Annotated in this window: 16 protein-coding genes and 1 other annotated feature; of the genes, 12 read left to right on the forward strand and 4 right to left on the reverse strand. The window is 35.6% G+C overall.

Going from position 1 to position 19,167, the window contains the following annotated elements; all coding sequences use genetic code 11:
- Positions 1-93 precede the first annotated feature (93 nt).
- The 10 genes from I6760_RS07885 (at position 94) to I6760_RS07930 (ending at position 11,725) form a co-directional block, all read left to right on the forward strand.
- Positions 94-1,311, forward strand: a complete 1,218-nt coding sequence (locus I6760_RS07885) for a quaternary amine ABC transporter ATP-binding protein (RefSeq protein WP_196593929.1) — start codon at positions 94-96, stop codon at positions 1,309-1,311.
- Positions 1,311-2,177 carry an ABC transporter permease gene (locus I6760_RS07890; protein ID WP_196593930.1) on the forward strand — a complete coding sequence of 289 codons (867 nt, stop codon included), beginning with the start codon at positions 1,311-1,313 and terminating at the stop codon, positions 2,175-2,177. The genes I6760_RS07885 and I6760_RS07890 overlap by 1 nt, the downstream gene beginning before the upstream one ends.
- 75 nt (positions 2,178-2,252) lie before the next feature.
- Positions 2,253-3,140 carry a glycine betaine ABC transporter substrate-binding protein gene (locus I6760_RS07895; protein ID WP_196593931.1) on the forward strand — a complete coding sequence of 296 codons (888 nt, stop codon included), beginning with the start codon at positions 2,253-2,255 and terminating at the stop codon, positions 3,138-3,140.
- A gap of 232 nt (positions 3,141-3,372) precedes the next feature.
- Positions 3,373-5,277 (forward strand): GGDEF domain-containing protein, encoded by a 1,905-nt coding sequence (locus tag I6760_RS07900; protein ID WP_196593932.1) that lies wholly within the window; start codon positions 3,373-3,375, stop codon positions 5,275-5,277.
- A 19-nt stretch (positions 5,278-5,296) separates the two neighbouring features.
- Positions 5,297-6,313: a tRNA (adenosine(37)-N6)-threonylcarbamoyltransferase complex transferase subunit TsaD gene (tsaD, locus tag I6760_RS07905; protein ID WP_196593933.1), complete on the forward strand. Its 1,017-nt coding sequence runs from the start codon at positions 5,297-5,299 to the stop codon at positions 6,311-6,313.
- 79 nt (positions 6,314-6,392) lie between these two features.
- Positions 6,393-6,542, forward strand: a complete 150-nt coding sequence (locus tag I6760_RS07910; RefSeq protein ID WP_231036162.1) for a hypothetical protein — start codon at positions 6,393-6,395, stop codon at positions 6,540-6,542.
- Positions 6,543-6,595: 53 nt separating this feature from the next.
- Entirely contained in the window at positions 6,596-7,774 is a 1,179-nt protein-coding gene (gene nirJ1 / locus I6760_RS07915; protein WP_196593935.1) for a putative heme d1 biosynthesis radical SAM protein NirJ1, read from the forward strand.
- Positions 7,775-7,778: 4 nt separating this feature from the next.
- Complete coding sequence (gene nirJ2 / locus I6760_RS07920) at positions 7,779-8,816, forward strand: putative heme d1 biosynthesis radical SAM protein NirJ2 (RefSeq protein ID WP_407947313.1); 1,038 nt, start codon at positions 7,779-7,781, stop codon at positions 8,814-8,816.
- Between the two features lie 83 nt (positions 8,817-8,899).
- Positions 8,900-9,147: a binding site (T-box leader), on the forward strand.
- A gap of 163 nt (positions 9,148-9,310) precedes the next feature.
- Positions 9,311-10,306 carry a bile acid:sodium symporter family protein gene (locus tag I6760_RS07925; protein WP_196593936.1) on the forward strand — a complete coding sequence of 332 codons (996 nt, stop codon included), beginning with the start codon at positions 9,311-9,313 and terminating at the stop codon, positions 10,304-10,306.
- A 294-nt stretch (positions 10,307-10,600) separates the two neighbouring features.
- Positions 10,601-11,725: a DUF362 domain-containing protein gene (locus I6760_RS07930; RefSeq protein WP_196593937.1), complete on the forward strand. Its 1,125-nt coding sequence runs from the start codon at positions 10,601-10,603 to the stop codon at positions 11,723-11,725.
- Between the two features lie 99 nt (positions 11,726-11,824).
- On the opposite strand, the gene I6760_RS07935 is transcribed toward I6760_RS07930, so the two are convergent.
- The 3 genes from I6760_RS07935 to I6760_RS07945 form a co-directional block, all read right to left on the reverse strand.
- Complete coding sequence (locus tag I6760_RS07935) at positions 11,825-12,271, reverse strand: universal stress protein (protein ID WP_196593938.1); 447 nt, start codon at positions 12,269-12,271, stop codon at positions 11,825-11,827.
- A 65-nt stretch (positions 12,272-12,336) separates the two neighbouring features.
- Entirely contained in the window at positions 12,337-13,188 is an 852-nt protein-coding gene (locus tag I6760_RS07940) for a PHP domain-containing protein (RefSeq protein ID WP_196593939.1), read from the reverse strand.
- Between the two features lie 19 nt (positions 13,189-13,207).
- A complete protein-coding gene (locus I6760_RS07945; RefSeq protein WP_196593940.1) occupies positions 13,208-14,005 on the reverse strand; it encodes an HAD family hydrolase in 798 nt (265 codons plus the stop codon).
- Between the two features lie 345 nt (positions 14,006-14,350).
- Here I6760_RS07945 and clpX point away from each other — a divergent pair, with 345 nt between their 5' ends.
- Both clpX and I6760_RS07955 read left to right on the forward strand, forming a co-directional pair.
- Positions 14,351-15,679 (forward strand): ATP-dependent Clp protease ATP-binding subunit ClpX, encoded by a 1,329-nt coding sequence (clpX, locus tag I6760_RS07950; protein WP_196593941.1) that lies wholly within the window; start codon positions 14,351-14,353, stop codon positions 15,677-15,679.
- A gap of 200 nt (positions 15,680-15,879) precedes the next feature.
- Positions 15,880-18,375: an FAD-dependent oxidoreductase gene (locus tag I6760_RS07955; RefSeq protein WP_196593942.1), complete on the forward strand. Its 2,496-nt coding sequence runs from the start codon at positions 15,880-15,882 to the stop codon at positions 18,373-18,375.
- Positions 18,376-18,444: 69 nt separating this feature from the next.
- Here I6760_RS07955 and I6760_RS07960 read toward each other — a convergent pair whose 3' ends face one another.
- Positions 18,445-19,116 carry a Crp/Fnr family transcriptional regulator gene (locus tag I6760_RS07960; protein ID WP_196593943.1) on the reverse strand — a complete coding sequence of 224 codons (672 nt, stop codon included), beginning with the start codon at positions 19,114-19,116 and terminating at the stop codon, positions 18,445-18,447.
- Between the last annotated feature and the right edge of the window lie 51 nt (positions 19,117-19,167).

Below are 19,167 nucleotides of genomic sequence, written 5' to 3' on the forward strand. Positions count from 1 at the left end.
GTTTTTTCTAAAGGAAGATAATTTGCAAAATAACAACTCTAATGATATAATAAAAGTTGTTAGTTAAGGAAATTACTCTTCAGGGGGGAATATATGAGCATAAAAATAAAAGCAGAAAAGCTTACAAAAGTTTTTGGTAAAAATGTAAAACAGGCATTGGATTTATCAAACCAAAATAAAGAAAAAGATGAAATTATGCGTAAAACAAAGGCCACTGTAGCAGTTAACAATGTTAATTTTTCTATTAATGAAGGGGAAATATTTGTTATAATGGGACTTTCCGGTAGCGGAAAGTCAACATTAGTGCGCTTATTAAATAGGTTGATTGAGCCAACCAGCGGTAATATATACTTAGATAATATGAATATTTCAAAACTATCTAAAAAATCATTAAGGCAAGTACGCAGAACAAAAATGAGTATGGTCTTTCAAGGTTTTGCCTTATTTCCCTATAGAACTGTTTTAGAAAATACGGAATATGGCTTAGAAATAAGAGGTGTTGTGCCTGAAGATCGTCATAAAACAGCTGAAGCTGCTTTAGCGAGAGCAGGACTTTTGGCATATAAAGATCAATATCCTCATGAATTATCTGGAGGTATGCAGCAGCGTGTCGGTTTAGCAAGAGCATTGGCAAATGATCCAGAAGTCTTACTCATGGATGAAGCTTTTTCTGCTCTTGATCCACTGATTCGCAGTGATATGCAGGATGAACTAATGGAATTACAGGAACAGTTGCACAAAACGATTATATTTATTACGCATGATCTTAACGAAGCATTGAAGATTGGTGATCGTATAGCTATTATGAAAGATGGTAAAATTGTTCAGATAGGCACAGGGGAAGAAATACTGACAAATCCTGCCGATGATTATGTACGGCGCTTTGTAGAAGGCGTAGATAGGACTAAAATACTCAGCGTGGAGCATATAATGTCAAGACCAAGGGCAATTATAAATGTCGACAAGGCCGGACTTCATATGGCAATGAACATAATGGGACATGATAATTTATCATTTCTTATATTGACGAATTCCCAACATGAATATCTAGGCTATATTACTGATAGTGACACAGTGTTAAATATAAAACAAAATGGCAGTAAAGCTTCTTATAGGGATATTGTGCGTAAAGATATGTATACGGTTGCATTTGATACTCCAATACCTAAGGTATATACTTATTTGCTTTCTAAGGATTTGCCTGTGGTTGTGCTGGATAATAATATTATTCGCGGGGTCATTATCCGCCGAAATATTATAGAGTTGTTGTCATCTGTGGCAGAAGAACAGATAAGTGAGGTGGTTAGCTGATGTATTCATTATTAGGAATATTACCGCATTTTGATCTTGCTGGTACAGTGGAAAAGATAACAAATACCCTGACAAATGCATGGAGTCCTTTTTTTAATGCTATTCAAGCCATTGGAAGTAATTTAACTGATGGATTAACACATTTTCTACAGGCTATTCCACCAACATTGTTTTTAGTAGCCTGTGCTGTATTTGCTTACTGGATAAACAGAAAACAGCATAAAATGGGGTTGTCTGTTTTTATTGTTTTAGGGCTATGGTTTATATATAATCAGAATTTATGGGTTCCTTTTATGGACACATTGTCTTTAATAATTATATCCAGTCTGCTATCGATTATTATGGGAGTTCCTATGGGTATTATCATGGCTAAAAGTGATATTGCTCAGTCCATTATAAAACCAATCCTTGATTTTATGCAGACTATGCCAGCATTTGTGTATTTGATTCCGGCGGTGGCATTTTTTGGGATAGGTGTTGTCCCGGGAATTTTTGCGTCTATAATATTTGCACTGCCACCGACAGTACGTTTTACTAATTTAGGAATAAGGCAGGTACCAAAGGAACTTACTGAAGCAGCAGATTCATACGGTAGTACAGAATGGCAGAAATTAATAAAACTTGATCTTCCTATAGCGCATCCTACTATAATGGCAGGAATTAACCAAACGATCATGTTGTCACTATCAATGGTCGTTATTGCTTCAATGATAGGAGCCCCGGGATTAGGTCGCGATGTATTATCAGCACTTCAACGGGCTCAGGTAGGCAATGGATTCGTGGCTGGGCTGGGGATTGTTATACTGGCTATTATTATTGATCGGTTTGCCCAAAAACTGAATAAACATGTAGATAAACAAAATTAATAAGGTATATCAACTACTGACTACTTTTCGAAAAAGATAAAAATGGCAGTAAGATATTAATAGGAGGCGATGTATTTGTTTACAACCAGATTAAAAAAGATCATAATGATAGGCCTTAGTATAGGTACAATGGCACTGTTATTAACAGGATGTGGAAATAATTCACAGTCATCATCGGAACAGAAAAAAGAAGTAAAACTCAGCTATGTTGAATGGGACACTGAAGTGGCATCAACAAATGTAATAGCCCAAGTACTTAGAGATCTTGGATATAAGGTGGAAATTACACCGTTGGATAATGCTGTTATGTGGCAGGCTGTAGCTTCTGGAAAATCTGATGGGATGGTAGCGGCATGGTTGCCATCAACACATAGTGCCCAGTATAAAAAATATGGTAAGGATATGGTGAACCTTGGGCCTAATTTAGAAGGAGCTAAAATAGGGCTTGTAGTGCCTGATTATGTAAAAGCTGATTCCATTGCTGATTTAAAAAATGAAGCAGATAAGACGATAACGGGAATTGAACCGGGCGCTGGTGTATGCATGAAAACAGAAAAAGCTTTAAAAGAATATCCTAATTTGAAAGGTTGGAAATTGGAAACTTCTTCTTCAGGGGCAATGGTTACAGCATTGGGAAAAGCTATTAAAGACAAAAAGGCTATTATAGTAACGGGCTGGTCACCACACTGGATGTTTGCTACTTACAAATTAAAATATTTAAAAGACCCCAAAAATGTTTTTGGCGGAGAAGAACATATAAATACAATGGTTCGCAAGGGCTTGAAAAAAGATATGCCGGATGTTTATAAAGTTCTTGATAATTTTCATTGGACCGTGGATGATATTAATTCGGTGATGCTCGATATATCAAAAGGAATGAAACCGGAGGATGCGGCACGTAAATGGATTAAGGGCCATCCTGACAAAGTTGCTGAATGGACTAAAGGCATAGCAAAAAAGTAAAAAAATACAGTTTGTAAAAATACTGGGATAGAAAAGATTTTCTTATCCCGGTATTTTTATATATAATATAAAATTAAAACATATAAATGTTCTTTTGAGATAGATAATGATCATATTATAATATACAAAACTAGATAAATATATTATAATATCTAATAGTGTTTTACAACAATAATAAATTTATTCAGAGTTTTTATAAAATTATTTGTTGTTATGATATGAAGGGAATTTTATGCAGAAAATTTTTACAAAATATCTTATTGGTATGATTATAGTATCAATGATTATATTGTTAGTGTTAAGTTATTTTTTGTCAGGTAAAATATTTCGAATATATCAAGAAAATGAATTTAGAATGAAATTAAATCATATTGCTGAAACAATCAAGGAAAATGAAAAAGAACGTAATAATATAAATGCACTCATGGAAAATAGATACTTAACATCGGTACGTATGCTGGATTTTTTGCTAGAAAATGATCCAGTGCAGTTATATTCACCAGATAAAGCTGCTAAAATGGCAAAACTTTTAGCTGTAGACGAAATTAATATAACTGACGGGAGAGGGATTATTCGTTATTCATCACGGAAGGAAAATATAGGATTTTCTTTTAAAAGTGGCAGTCAAGCGGCAGCTTTTATGGTGCTGCTGGATAAAAATAATAAGAAATCATCCATTATTCAGGACATAATGCCAAATACATATAATCATAAATTAATGAAGTACATAGCAGTTCCAAGATCTGATAAAAAAGGCATAGTGCAGGTAGGGATAATAGCATCACGTTTTTATAATGCTGAAAGAAAAAATACATATAAATATATATTTGGGCATATGCTGATAGATAATAATGAGAATTTTTTTGCAATAGATAATACTAATGGCAGCATTATAGGAAATACAGATATGATATATCGGGGAAAGAATATTTCTGAGTGGGGATATTCTAGGGGGAATTTATTAAAGTACCAAAATGGGGGTTTTGCTTATATTAATGGTATAGAAAAATTTATTATGACAAAAAAGTATAATAATTTAATATTAGGTGCGGAAATTTCCGAAAATATTTTTCAGTATAGACAGTTTATTGTTACTGGTTTTATTTTTTTGTTTCTCATTATGATAAGCTTTATTGTAATATTATCCATTAGATATTTGGTAAAGAAAAAGATAATTGATGGAATTCATAATATAGTATCAGATTTGGATGGAATAAAAGACGGGCATTGGCTAGATAAAAATTTAATTTTGGAAAATCCAGAATTAAATGAACTTAGTAAAAAAATATATTCTATTATAAATTATATTTTAAGTGCTAATGAATGTTTTATAAGAATGCTCAATTTAACAGAAATTCCTTTGGCGGCTTTTCGCTGTCAGAATAATGATATTATTGTTACCTCTAAGTTCTTTTATATATTGGGAATTAATGAAATAGAAAAAAGAAAAATTATAAGTGATGAAAAAGCTTTTGTGGCACTTTTGATATCTTTACAGAAAAAACATGTGGAAAATGATGTATATAAATCAAACAGTAGTTATATAAAACTTATTATGAGAAAAACCAAAGAAGGTGTATATGGTATTATCATTGATGTTACTAAGGATATGCTTGAAAAAAGAAAAATTTATTATGAAAATAGGCACGATGCTCTTACCGGATTGAATACTTATCAGTATTTTCACGATTGTGTGGAAAATATTTTATATAGCAGTAAAAATAAGTTTATAGCTTTGATAATGATGGACATTGATAAATTTAAAACTATAAATGATACTAAGGGCCATGACGCAGGTGATTTATATATACAGCATGTTGCCGATTTTATGCGCGACATGCCACGCCGGCATGCTGTGTTATGCCGACGATCAGGAGATGAATTCTGTATATGTTTGTACGATTATGTATCAAAAACAGAAATACGCCAGCAGATAAAAAAATTATGGTATACTATTGGTAATACTCCTTTTCAAGTAGCTGATGAAATTTGCTACCTAAGCGTTTCGGGCGGTATAGCATGGTTTAATGCAGCTGATAATTTTACGCAGGCAATGGCTAATGCGGACAAGGCCTTATATCACGCTAAAAATACTGTTCGGGGGAGCTATCAGGAATATGTTCCTGTAGACGAATAATTATTGCCAAGGAGGAAAAATGTTAACTTTAGGAATAGAGTCCAGTTGCGATGAAACATCTGTTGCTCTGATAGAAAATGGCAGGAAGATTCTTGCTAATATTATATCGACGCAGATTCCTATACATCAAAAATTTGGCGGGGTAGTTCCCGAGATAGCTTCACGTAAGCATATTGTTAATATAATGCCGGTGCTTGATGAAGCGTTAAAAAAAGCTGATAGAAAATTGACGGATATTGACCAGGTGGCAGTGGCTTATGGGCCGGGTCTGGTAGGGGCGCTATTAGTGGGTGTGTCAGCAGCGAAGGCTTTGGCTTTTTCATTGGATGTGCCATTAGTGGCAGTAAATCATTTGGAAGGGCATATTTTCGCTAATTTTTTGACGCATGAAAATTTGTGTCCGCCATTTATAGCTTTAGTTGTTTCTGGAGGGCATACAGCTTTAGTACATATGAAAGACTATAATTCTTTTTCCCTTATAGGACAGACACGTGATGATGCAGCAGGAGAAGCATTTGACAAAGTAGCCAGACTGCTGGGGCTGCCATATCCGGGAGGCCCGCAGATAGATAAACTGGCAAAACAGGGGAATCCGGAAGCTGTTGATTTTCCTAAAGCATTAATGAATAAAAATAATTATGAATTTAGTTTCAGTGGATTAAAGTCAGCGGTAATAAATTATATACATAATGCTGAACAACGTTCAGAAACTATTAATAAGGCTGATGTAGCTGCTTCTTTCCAAAAGACAGTTGTAGATATTCTTGTTTATAAGGTCATTACGGCAGCAGAAAAGATGTCTATTAAGAAAATTGCTTTAGCTGGCGGAGTAGCTGCGAACAGCCTGCTGGAACAAAAACTGTCAGAAGAATGCCGTAAAAATGGCATGGATTTTTATTATCCCAGCAGGATCCTTTGTACGGATAATGCAGCTATGATAGCATGCAGAGGATACTATCAGGCTTTGAAAGGTGATTTTGCGGATATGAATTTAAATGCCATGCCGCATCTTGCCTTAAAAGATGCAGAGAATTAGATAATTGCATTGCATATTCTCATCTAATGAGAATATGCAATTTTATATTAGGATGATAAGGCTTGCCGCAGATAATGTTTTGCAAATAAAGCGTACTGAATATTACTTCTTTTCCATGGATAGAAATACGAGAAACAGAAGACTGGAAGGTATGTTTATTTATATAAGTGTTATGTGCGGCTGGCTTTATTTTATTATTGATTTTTATAATCTTTGCTGTTATCATTAAATATGAATTATATTCATATTTAATGATAACTATATAATGGGAGAGTAAAGTTTATGATTAGTGTTACGAAGTTATTGTTTGCTACAGATTATTATGGTGATAGTCTTCGCTATACAAGAGATGCCCGGGAGGCTAAAAATGGTGTACATGAAGGGGCTGGTCCAGTTGTAGTATGGAACTGTACCCGCACCTGTAATTTGAAGTGCCGGCACTGTTATATGGATTCAGATGAAAAAAAATATAAGAATGAATTGAGTACAGCTGAGGGCATGAACTTTATAGATGATTTGGCAGAGTTCAAAGTCCCGGTTTTATTATTTTCTGGCGGAGAACCATTGATTCGTCCTGATTTTTTTGAGCTTGCAGCATATGCGGCTGAAAGGGGGATAAGACCTACTCTTTCTACCAATGGTACCCTTATTACACGTGAGTATGCCCAGAAAATTAAAGACATAGGGGTAGGATATGTAGGAATATCCCTCGATGGACTTCGTACCGTCAATGATAAATTCAGAGGAAGACAGGGTGCTTTTGCAGCAGCGATGAAAGGCATAGAAAATTGTGTTGCCGTGGACCAGCGTGTAGGTCTTCGCTTCACGATAAATCAGCATAATCTGCAGGAACTGGAAAATATATTTGATTTTATCGAAAAAGAAAATATAAACAGAGTATGCTTTTATCATTTGGTTTATTCGGGGAGAGGAACACAGATGATGAATGAAGATGTACTGCCACAGCAATCACGACAGGCCATGGATATCATCATAAAAAGAACCCGTGATTTCGAACGGCGCGGCTTAAAAAAAGAAATTCTTACAGTAGATAATCATTGTGATAGTGTTTATATGTATTTAAAGGCACTTAGTGAAAATAATAAGGAATTAGCTGAGCAAATTAAAAAATACGCATTTTTTAATGGGGGAAACCGTTCTGGTATTGCCTTTGGGGAAGTAGATCCAATGGGGTATGTTCATCCTGATCAGTTTACCCAATATTATACGTTTGGCAATGTTAGAGAAAGAAAATTTGGTGATATTTGGTGTGATACATCTAACCCAATTATGGCAGGATTGAAAGACCGCAAACCGCTCTTAAAAGGTCGCTGCAGTAAGTGTAAATTCATTGAGGTCTGTAATGGCAATTTCAGGACACGAGCGGAAGCAAGAAATGGAGATTTCTGGGAAACTGATCCATCCTGTTACTTGACTGATAAAGAAATCGGCATTGAATGAGCGAATGTCCGTTGCTATATCAAGTGTAGATGAGGGAGATAATATGATAATTTCTTGGAATACGACAAATGCGTGTAATATGTACTGTGAACATTGTTATCGTGATGCTGGATGTAAGGCTGATGAAGAGCTTAGTACAAGCGAGGGCAAAAGACTTTTAGAACAGATAGCTAAAGCAGGATTTAAGATAATGATATTTTCTGGGGGAGAACCCTTAATACGTCCAGATATTGTTGAACTTGCTGCTTATGCTGGAAAACTAGGGCTTCGTTCAGTTTTTGGGACTAATGGTACTTTAATAACAGAAGAAATGGCACAAAATTTAAAAAATGCTGGTGTTATGGGAATGGGAATATCACTCGATTCCATGGATAAGCAGAAGCATAATAAATTTCGTAATTTTGCTGGAGCATGGGAAGGTGCTGTAAGGGGGATGAGAAATTGCCGTAAGGCAGGTCTGCCGTTTCAAATACATACTACGGTTATGGACTGGAACCAGCATGAGCTTGAAGATATAACTGACTTTGCAGTGTCGGAAGGTGCTGTGGCTCATCATTTCTTCTTTTTGGTTCCAACAGGACGGGCAAAAACAATTGAAGCAGAATCATTGCGGGCGCGTGCATATGAAGATGTGTTGACAAGGATAATGAAGAAGCAGCAAGAAGTAAAAATAGAATTAAAACCTACTTGTGCACCGCAGTTTATTCGTATTGCAGATCAGATGGGGGTAAAGACAAGGTTTCACCGTGGTTGTCTGGCCGGGACATCATACTGCATAATAAGTCCGCGTGGTAAAGTACAGCCATGTGCCTATTTAAATATGGAGCTTGGTGATGTACGCCAGACACCCTTTGATGAAATTTGGAAAAATAGCGATGTGTTAAATAAATTGCGGACATTTGATTTTAAAGGTGAATGTGGGACTTGCAAGTATAAGCGTTCATGTGGTGGATGCCGGGCCAGAGCAGCTTATTACCATAACGGGGATTATATGGCAGAAGAACCGTGGTGTCTGTATCATGGACGCGAAGGACAGATGTAATAAAAAATACTATTGACAAAATGTTGATGTGGTATTATAGTTATTAACTAATGACGATGTGTAAAGTTGTTAGGAAAAATAATATAAATCCGATGATGGGAAAGAGTAATCATATCATAGTTGAATTACAGAGAACCGGCTCTAGGCTGAAAGGCTGGTATTCAAAGATTGATGAAAATCATCCCAGAGGAAAGATACTGAAGTTAGAATTAGGTGTCTGCGATTGATCCCCGTTAGAGGAAATGCGTATGTTAGTACGTGATGAGTGCCATGTAATCGTAAGATTATATGGAATTTGGGTGGTAACTCGGAAATATAATCCGTCCCTTGTTTTAAGGGGCGGATTTTTTTATTTATATTTTGGGTATAAAAGACAAATAATATGGCTATTAAAAAATGATGCCGATAATTGTCTTTTAAGTATATAATTTTCTGTAATTATTTTGGCGCGCGAAATAATCAACAGATGTGATTTTTTGAAGAGAGGTATTGCCATGAATTTTTTAAAAAAAATAAGTACATTTTTAGCAAAAAATACTACTACGTTGATTGTGTTAATCGCCATTATTGCCTTTTTCTTTCCCTATTTATTTGCATGGGTACGGGGAAATATACAGATTGTTGTTTTAGCAGTTATTATGTTTTCTATGGGAGTTACGATAACCACAGCAGACTTCAGGCTTTTAGCGAAACGTCCTTTTGACATATGTATAGGAGCTGTTGCCCAATTTACTATTATGCCTTTTGTAGCTTATTTTATTGCGGAATTATTTAATTTACCGACGGATATTGCTTTGGGAATAATTCTTGTGGGCTGCTGCCCGGGAGGAATGTCGTCCAATATAATGACTTTTCTGTGCAGGGGAGATGTTCCTTATTCGGTAGGAATGTCGACAGTATCTACGTTACTGGCACCGTTAATGACACCTTTTCTTGTATTAATGCTGGCAGGACAGAGAGTTGCTATTCCTACGATGGGAATGTTTATAACTATTATGGAAGCAGTATTGGTACCGGTGCTTTTAGGATTTTTTCTGAACTATAAATTTAGTAAGAGTGATACATTTGAACAACTGCAAGGGATTATGCCGGGAATTGCTGTTATCGGTTTTGCCCTTATAATCGGAGGGGTAGTGTCAGTTCAAGGGGCAAGATTTTTTACGTCAAGCTTGGTTATTTTTGTAGTTGTGGCAGCGCATAATGCTATTGGATTTGTCTTGGGATATGCTGTAGGCAAGGGCTTTAAGTTTTCTCTGGCCAAGAAACGTACACTTTCGATTGAAGTCGGGATGCAGAATGCAGGATTGGGTACAAGTCTGGCTATGGCTCATTTTGCAGCTATACCGCAGGCAGCAGTTGTTACAGCAGTAGCCTGTGTATGGCAGTCAATAGCGGGAACGGCATTGTCAACACTGTTTAGAAAGTATGATGATAGAAAAATGACAAAGACAATCAGCGTTGGGAAAAAACAACAGGTTTCTGTCCAGTAAAACTGGGAATAATCAAAATATAATTAAACGGCAGCTACCATGGTATTATTGCTGCTGGAATTAAGAAAAAACTGCTGCTAATTTGCTGAATATAGTAAAATGGCGGCAGTTTTTGTTTGACAAGTTTTCCAATGATAATTATTATTGAAAAACTTGTATATACATATTAATTATTGGTATAATAATTAATAATGCAGAATTAATTTTGCATATACTATTGGTAAAAGTGTGGAAATATATGGATAACATAGTTATTTGAGTTGTTCATACAAATGGGGAAAGGAAGAAAATTTTTTGGAAAAAGCAAAAGTTTATTTTACAGATATGCGGGTGTATCCCGGTAAGGCAAATTTATTGCAAAAGCTGGATAATCTACTGATTAGAGCGGGAATCGGAGAAATTGATTTTAAAAATAAATTTGCAGCAATAAAAATGCATTTTGGCGAATTGGGAAACTTATCTTTTCTGCGCCCTAATTATGCTAAAGTAGTGGCGGATGTAGTAAAAAGATATGAGGGAAAGCCATTTATTACAGATTGTAATACCCTTTATGTAGGAAGTAGGAAAAATGCCCTGGAACATTTAGATACAGCTAATATTAATGGATTTAGTCCATTGTCTACAGGTTGTCAAAATATTATAGCTGATGGATTGAAAGGAACCGACGAAGTTTATGTGCCGGTGCCAAATGGCGAATATGTTAAAGAGGCAAAAATAGGGCATGCGCTTATGGACGCTGATGTAATAATTACTCTTACACATTTTAAAGGACATGAAATGACGGGATTTGGTGGTGCTATTAAAAATATTGGTATGGGGGGCGGTTCCCGAGCTGGAAAAATGGAAATGCATTGTGACGGAAAGCCTGCTGTGGAAAAAGAAAAATGTATTGGCTGTTCTATGTGCAGAAAAACCTGTGCGTATGATGCCCCTGTTATTGAACAGGGAAAGTGCCACATTCAGGAAAGCAAATGCGTGGGATGTGGCCGATGCATAGGGGTTTGTCCTACTAATGCCATTATACCTACTAATTGGAATGCTGGAAAAATGGTAAATTTGAAGATGGCTGAATATGCCTGTGCTATTTTGTATGATCGGCCACAGTTTCATATAAGCCTCATTGTCGATGTTTCACCTAATTGTGACTGCCATGCAGAAAATGATGCAGCTATCGTTCCAAATATTGGCATGCTGGCATCTTTTGATCCTGTGGCACTGGATCAGGCATGTGCTGATTTAGTTAATGCAGCTCCAGTTATAGCAAACTCTATATTGGGAGAAAATATAAAAAGTGATCCAGATGAAGCACAAAAACATGATCATTTTTATAATAACCACCCTGATACAGAATGGGAATCCTGTCTGGATCATTGTGTCAAGCTGGGTATGGGGACACGTGAATATGAAATTGTAAAATAAAGAATAGGGTATTATCGGTTGATTGATAAGGTAATACAAAAAAAACATGAGCGAGTGATGAGAATAGAAATATCATTCGTTCATGTTTTTATTTTTTAGTCAACGAACCATCATAACAGGACAATTGGCATGTTCAATCATAGTCTGGCTTACACTGCCGACAATGATGGCTTGAGCTGGGTTCAGTCCGCGTGTTCCCATTATAATAAGATCAGCGGGCAGCTGCCGGGAAACCGATAATATTATTTTTTTGGGAATGTCTACTTCAACCTGGCAGCTGGTTTTTTCCTGGATTTCCTTGGGTAGTTTATTGTATATTCGCTGTAATATTTCATTGCCAGTTTCTGTTAATGCCTTTATGACATCTTCAGGCAGGTCTTTTTTTTCAATAAAGTGCTGGGGAATAGGGCCATTTTTTAATTCCGCAGCATATAAAAGATGCAGATGAGCTCCAGTAGCCTTGGCAAATTCAGCCGCCTTTTGTGCGGCCCTTTCTGAAGCCGCTGAACCGTCAATAGGCACCAGAAATTTTTTAAAGTTATCCATGTTTATCCCTCACATATAATTTATTATTTACATCATTATTAGAATGATGGTGATTATGCTGTTGCTCAATCAATAGGGACTTCTTCACGCTGGCGGTTTTTAAATCTTATTCTGGTTTTATAGCCAAATGATTTAGCATATTGGATGGCATCATCTATATATGCTCCGCAGTCTTCTGGCTTATGAGCATCAGAAGATGTTATTATTGGCAGCTTATACTGCGCAGCAATTTTCATAAAATCTGGATAAGGCGATATTTCCTGTATAGGGTAACGGTAACGAGTCCCGGTATTAATATCAATAATCATATTAGCTTTTTTCAACGCTTCTGCAACACGTATAAGATATGGTGTTGCATCAAAGGCAGGCAGAAATTTAAATAAACGGATATTGAAGGGATGTCCCAATACATCATATAATCCGGCGGCACAGAGTTTTTCTACTTCCTGTGTATACCACTCATATATTTCTTTTAAGTCATGTTTGTTCCACTCGGCTTTTATCTGGGAAGAATCATATGCCCAGCCGTGTAGAAAATGGATGGAGCCAATTACATAATCAAACGGATGTTTAGCAAGAATGTTTTTTACTTTTTCCTGATTTTGAAAATTACATACTTCTATGCCTGTTTTTACGGGATAGCCTTTTTTCTTTAGCTCGTTCATAAATTTTATATATATAGCAAGCGGACATTTGAATTTGTTTGACTGCAGCCATTTTTTTTGGAAATTGCCGATGAAAGAATCATCACAGATGACATCTTCATAGTATAGTTCTTTAAAATCGGTGAACCCATGTGTATGTTCTGAGATACCTATTTCACTAATGCCGCATCTTTTGGCACTGTCAAAAAAACCCTGTACCCATGCTAAGTTGTACGAACCATATTCAAAATGCATATGATAATCTATTTTCATAACTGTGCCATTCTCCTCATTATTTTGTTTTTTCTAAATAACGGCGGATCACTTTTATTACCCCACCCTGATTATTGGCAGGAGCAACATATTTAGCAATTTCCTTTATTTCCGGCAGTGCATTTTCCATGGCATAACTTTCACCTACGGTTTGGAGCATTTCCCTGTCATTGTAAAAATCGCCGAAAGCCATGCATTCTTCTGGTTTTATATTTAATTTTTTCTGTATCTTTTTTATAGCAATGCCCTTGTTTATTCCCTTTGGCATAATATCGACCCATGTATCGGTTGCCATGACGATTTGGACATCCTTTTGGTATTTTAATAAATATTTATATGCTGATTCATGAATATTTCTGTGACGATAATCACAGATGGAAATTTTTATTATAGGATCGGTGATACTGGCAAAATTATCTACTAACTGATGCTGAGTATAATATTTTTCCATTTCATTGAAGAAGGAGAGGTCATTATCAATAACATAACTGCCCTTGCAGGTACATACAACAGTACATACATCCTTAAGTGAAACAGCCACTTTTATCAGTGAATGGGCCATATCATCGGGCAGGCTTACAGAAAACAGCAGTTTATCTCCGTGGGAAACCATGGTACCGTTTTCAGCGATAAATAACCAATCATCTTTATATTTGGCAAACTGGGCAGCCAGAGCATAATACTGACGACCGCTGGCAGGGGAAAATATTATATTACGTTTTTTTAATTCGGCAATTGTTTCATCAAAGTCACTGGGAAGATTACCATTATCATCTAATAAAGTGCCATCCATATCGGAAATTATCCATTTTATCATCAAAATATAGCTCCTTTGTAATATTAAGTCAATTATAACATACCAACTGATATTTATCAGTAAAATTATCATAGGAATAATGTTTTAACAGCGAGATAATAGTTAATAATGATATTATTTATTATTTACACTATTAGCTTTAGTCTGTTATACTATATATACCATAAGAAAATATAATTTAAGGACGATTTATAATAGGGACAAGTAGGAATATGCTCATATATAGCTAAGGTTTTGCTTTTTGCTGATAGGCAATATGAAAAATCATAATAAGCCAAAATATATGGGCATGATTATTATTTAAGGTGAAACTAGCTCCAAACAGTGAGGAAAGAAGGAATAGATATGTCTAAAAATGCTAAAAATGATTTATATCATGTATGCAGTTTTTGCAAAAGAAATATAAAGATAACCAGTCAGTATGACCTGCCTATTTATGATCCACAAACAGGATTTGCTATATGCAAGGATTGTATAAAGGAAATATATCAGCTTATTGTTGATAATGAAGCCGAAAATGAAAAAAAGGTTCGGGCAAAATTTATAGATAACTTAGATATGGTACTGGATAAAAATCGCCCGCATATTATAAAAAAATATCTTGATGAGTACATCATAAATCAAGATCATGCTAAGAAAATTCTATCAGTAGCAGTGTATAATCACTATAAGCGTATGAAATGCATGGATAAAAATGATAATGTGGAAATAGAAAAATCAAATGTTATTATGATGGGTCCTTCTGGCTGTGGTAAAACAGCCATGCTATCCCATTTGGCTAAAATGCTTGATATCCCTTTTGCTGTGACTGATGCATCAAGTCTGACGGAAGCTGGTTTTGTGGGAGCAGATGTTGAAGTTGCCGTGAGAAATTTGTATTACGCTGCTAATAAAAATGTTGAAAAAACAGAACATGGAATAATTTATTTGGATGAGTTTGATAAAATTGCCAGAAAATCGGGAGAAAATAATTCTATAACAGCTGATCCCGGACATGAAGGTGTTCAACAAGCACTGTTAAAAATGCTTGAAGGTAGTACTGTAGAATTTACGGCCAGAGGGCAGCGAAAACATCCGGAAGCACCTACTACGAAAATTAATACGACAAATATATTGTTTATCGTGGGAGGCGCCTTTGTTGGTATAGAAAAACTTATAGAAAAACGTTTAAAGAAAAATGATTCTTTAATTGGATTCGGTGCACAGATTAAGGGAAAAGAGAAAAAGACTAGCTATGATGATCTAATAAAAAAAGTAACACCAGAAGATTTGATGAAATTTGGTATTATTCCAGAAATAATTGGTCGCCTGCCTATAATTTGTACATTAGAAACCCTTGATGAAAATGCACTTTTGCGTATACTTACGGAGCCAAAAAATGCACCTGTCAAACAGTATGAAAAACTGATGGCTGTTGATAATGTGCAGCTTGAGTTTACAAGGGAGGCTCTTAAAGCAGTGGCACAGAAAGCAATTGCTCGTAAAACAGGAGCGCGCAGTTTGAAAGGGATATTGGAAGAATCTATGCTGGATATTATGTATGAATTGCCAAAATCACAGGAACACAGGAAAGTAACTGTTACAGCTGACTGTATTGAAAAAAAAGCTAAGCCAAAAGTTGAAATTATAGAAGAACCTGAACAAATAGAAGAAAAGAATAATTTTGCAGGATAATAGGTTGTTCAATGAATTGACTGATACTAATATCTAAGCATAAAATGAAAACAGGAAATGAATTAATAGTTGTTAAATTTATTTCCTGTTTTTTTATAAATAAGAATAATTTTTATTAGTTTGGTAACTTACTCACAGATAAAGAGATTCATATATTATATAATTGGTTCATAAGATTAGTAAAGGAGGATATTATTACTATGAAAACTGTGATTATCGGTGGGGTAGCCGGAGGTGCCACAACAGCGGCAAGACTCAGAAGAAGAGATGAATCGATGCAGATTGTTATCTTGGAAAAAGGGGAATATATATCTTATGCTAACTGTGGTCTTCCTTATTATATAGGTGATGTAATAAAGGAAAGAGAAAACTTATTAGTGCAGACACCAGAAAAGATGAAGGCAAAGTTTAATATAGATGTACGTGTAAATAATGAAGTTTTACAAATAGAAGCAGATAAGAAAAGCGTTTTAGTAAAAAACCTGCAAACTGGTAAAGAATACGAGGAAAGTTATGATAAATTGGTTATAGCTACAGGTTCTTCACCGCTTAAGCCACCTATTCCCGGTATTAAAGCGAAACACATTCATACACTGTGGAATATTCCTGATACAGATGCTATTAAAAAAATAGTAAAAGACTCAAAGCCGGCTAAAGCTGCAGTCATCGGTGGCGGTTTTATCGGACTGGAAATGGCGGAAAATTTGCACGCAGCTGGTATAAAAGTTACTTTGATTGAAGCTATGGATCAGGTAATGGCTCCCTTAGACAAGGAAATGGCACAGCTTTTACATGAAAATATTGTGCAAAATGATGTAGAATTACTTTTGAATGATGGAGTGAAATCATTTGAAGAGCAGTCAGATAAAACAATAATAACCTTAAACAGCGGAAGAAAAATTGATGCGGAACTGATTATATTATCAATAGGAGTGCGGCCAAACAGCCTTTTGGCAAAACAGGCTGGATTGGATATAAATAAGCGCGGTGGTATAGTTGTAAATGGATATATGCAGACAACAAATAAAGATATTTATGCCGTAGGAGATGTAGTTGAGGTAGATGATCCCTTGCTGGGTGGCAGAACGATGATTCCCTTGGCTGGACCGGCTAATAAACAAGGGCGTATTTGTGCTGATAATATCGTGGGTGATACAAAAGTATATGAAGGAACTTACGGAACAGCAGTCGCTAAAGTTTTTGATTTGAATGCGGCTTCTGTGGGGATAAATGAAAAAAGATTAATGGCAATGGGAAAGAGTAAAGACCGCGATTATTATACGATTCTAATCAATCAGAAATCACATGCAGGTTACTATCCTAATGCATCAAACATGATTTTGAAAATGATTTTTACAGCTGAAGGGAAAATTATAGGAGCACAGATCGTAGGTCAGGGCGGTGTAGATAAAAGAATAGATACCATTGTCGCTGTTATGCAGATGGATGGTGATATTTATTCATTGCAGAAATTGGAGCTTGCCTATGCTCCGCCGTTTTCTTCAGCAAAAGATCCAGTTAATATGCTGGGGTTTGTTGCTGAAAATGTATTAACGGGCATGGTCAATTTTGTTAGTCCGGCTGAGCTGGATAAAATGAATAACGGTAAAAATGATATCACTGTTTTGGATATTACAGAAGATATAGAATTTATGGTATACCATATTGCCAATGCTTATCATATACCATTGGGACAGTTGCGTCGCCGTCTTGCAGAATTGGATAAAAATAAACCGATAGTTGTTTATTGTGCAGTGGGAATACGTTCCTATAATGCAGCTAGAATACTGATGCAAAATGGTTTTAAGAATGTATCGGTATTAGAAGGTGGTACAAATTTTTATAAATCACAGCATTTTACAAAACCAGTTATAGATGTAACATTGGAAAAACCAGTATTAGTACAACCAATTCAAAAAAAGGAAAAAAGTACTTCATACATTAATGAAATAAATATAAAGTCACTTGACTGCAACGGGCTGCAGTGCCCTGGCCCGATAATGAAAGTAAATCAGATCGTACGGCAAATGAATGATGGTGAAACCGTAAAAGTATCAGCTACAGATATGGGATTTGTTCGTGATATCAAGTCATGGTGTGATAAGACAAACAATACACTGGTGAAAACGGAACGAAAGGATAACCAATATATAGCGTATATTACAAAGGGAACAGCAGCTGCTGCACCTGTATCGGCAGTGGGAATGCCAATGGTGCAGGAACAGCCTAAGGGAAAAACCCTGATAGTATTCAGCAATGATCTTGATCGGGCATTTGCTTCTTTTATAATAGCAAATGGGGCAGCAGCAATGGGAAGACCAGTTACGATGTTTTTCACTTTTTGGGGGCTCAATATTTTAAGGAAAAGCAATCCGCCTGCAGTAAAGAAATCCTTTATAGCCAAGATGTTTGGCAGCATGATGCCGCGGGGAACGGAAAAATTGACTATTTCCAAGATGAATATGGGGGGGATAGGCACTAAAATGATGAAAAAAATTATGCATGATAAAAATGTTGCTTCACTTGACGAACTGATAGCGCAGGCTAAAGCCAGCGGGGTGAAGATGATTGCCTGCACAATGTCCATGGATGTAATGGGAATTACAAAAGAAGAATTAATAGATGGCATTGAATTTGGCGGGGTAGCATCATATCTTGGGGACGCAGAGGAAGCAAATGTAAATTTATTTATTTAAAATAGTATGGTAAATAAAAACTGCGGAATTGTTTTCTTTTAGAAAAGAAAAAATTCCGCAGTTTTGCATTTATAACAGCTTTTTTAGTCCGGTCTTATTCAAGATCGTGATTTTACCGCGTGATAATTTAACAAGTCCCTCAGTTGAAAAATATTTTAGCATCCTGCTTACAACTTCACGGGCACTGCCCAGTAATTTGGCAATTTGCTCATGAGTCATATTTATTGAGGCAGCAGGAGTATTTTTACTTTCATTTAATAAAAATAAAGCCAGTCTTTTATCAAAACTCATAAATAATATTTGCTGCAAAGTCCACATTATATCAGAAAAGCGTTCAGTAGCTTCTTTATAGGCGAATGCTTCAAGATAAACATTATTGTTCATTACAGAAGAAAAAACTGTGGGTGATATTTTCATAACATCACAATCAGTTATAGCATCCATGTATATGTCAAAAGTAATACTTTTTAATACGCAAGTTGCAGAGAGAAGGCATAAACTTCCGTTGTTTAAACGGTATAAGGTTATTTCCCGTCCTTCAGATGAGTTTATATAAATTCTCATTGATCCTGATTTTACAAAAAATATGCCCATGCATTGCGTATCTGTGTTATGGATAAATTCATTTTTACAGTAATGTACAAATGAAGAATTATCTATTAATAGGTTTTGCTGTCTTATGCTTAGTTTATCCCAGCAGGTCAGACTTTTTTTTAATATTTTACGTATTTCTTCTTTCATAGATTATCCTTTATAAAATTAAGCAGTTAATAAAATAAATTCCGAAAATAT

This window comes from Pectinatus sottacetonis (assembly GCF_015732155.1).
Taxonomy (GTDB): Bacteria; Bacillota; Negativicutes; order Selenomonadales; family Selenomonadaceae; genus Pectinatus; species Pectinatus sottacetonis.

Excerpts from the sequence above, each read along its gene's own strand:
- I6760_RS07885 (WP_196593929.1), top strand. The coding sequence starts at position 94 with ATGAGCATAAAAATAAAAGCAGAAAAGCTTACAAAAGTTTTTGGTAAA.
- I6760_RS07890 (WP_196593930.1), top strand. The coding sequence starts at position 1,311 with ATGTATTCATTATTAGGAATATTACCGCATTTTGATCTTGCTGGTACA.
- I6760_RS07900 (WP_196593932.1), top strand. The coding sequence starts at position 3,373 with ATGCAGAAAATTTTTACAAAATATCTTATTGGTATGATTATAGTATCA.
- tsaD (WP_196593933.1), top strand. The coding sequence starts at position 5,297 with ATGTTAACTTTAGGAATAGAGTCCAGTTGCGATGAAACATCTGTTGCT.
- nirJ1 (WP_196593935.1), top strand. The coding sequence starts at position 6,596 with ATGATTAGTGTTACGAAGTTATTGTTTGCTACAGATTATTATGGTGAT.
- nirJ2 (WP_407947313.1), top strand. The coding sequence starts at position 7,779 with ATGTCCGTTGCTATATCAAGTGTAGATGAGGGAGATAATATGATAATT.
- I6760_RS07925 (WP_196593936.1), top strand. The coding sequence starts at position 9,311 with ATGAATTTTTTAAAAAAAATAAGTACATTTTTAGCAAAAAATACTACT.
- I6760_RS07935 (WP_196593938.1), bottom strand. The coding sequence starts at position 12,271 with ATGGATAACTTTAAAAAATTTCTGGTGCCTATTGACGGTTCAGCGGCT.
- I6760_RS07940 (WP_196593939.1), bottom strand. The coding sequence starts at position 13,188 with ATGAAAATAGATTATCATATGCATTTTGAATATGGTTCGTACAACTTA.
- I6760_RS07945 (WP_196593940.1), bottom strand. The coding sequence starts at position 14,005 with ATGATAAAATGGATAATTTCCGATATGGATGGCACTTTATTAGATGAT.
- clpX (WP_196593941.1), top strand. The coding sequence starts at position 14,351 with ATGTCTAAAAATGCTAAAAATGATTTATATCATGTATGCAGTTTTTGC.
- I6760_RS07955 (WP_196593942.1), top strand. The coding sequence starts at position 15,880 with ATGAAAACTGTGATTATCGGTGGGGTAGCCGGAGGTGCCACAACAGCG.
- I6760_RS07960 (WP_196593943.1), bottom strand. The coding sequence starts at position 19,116 with ATGAAAGAAGAAATACGTAAAATATTAAAAAAAAGTCTGACCTGCTGG.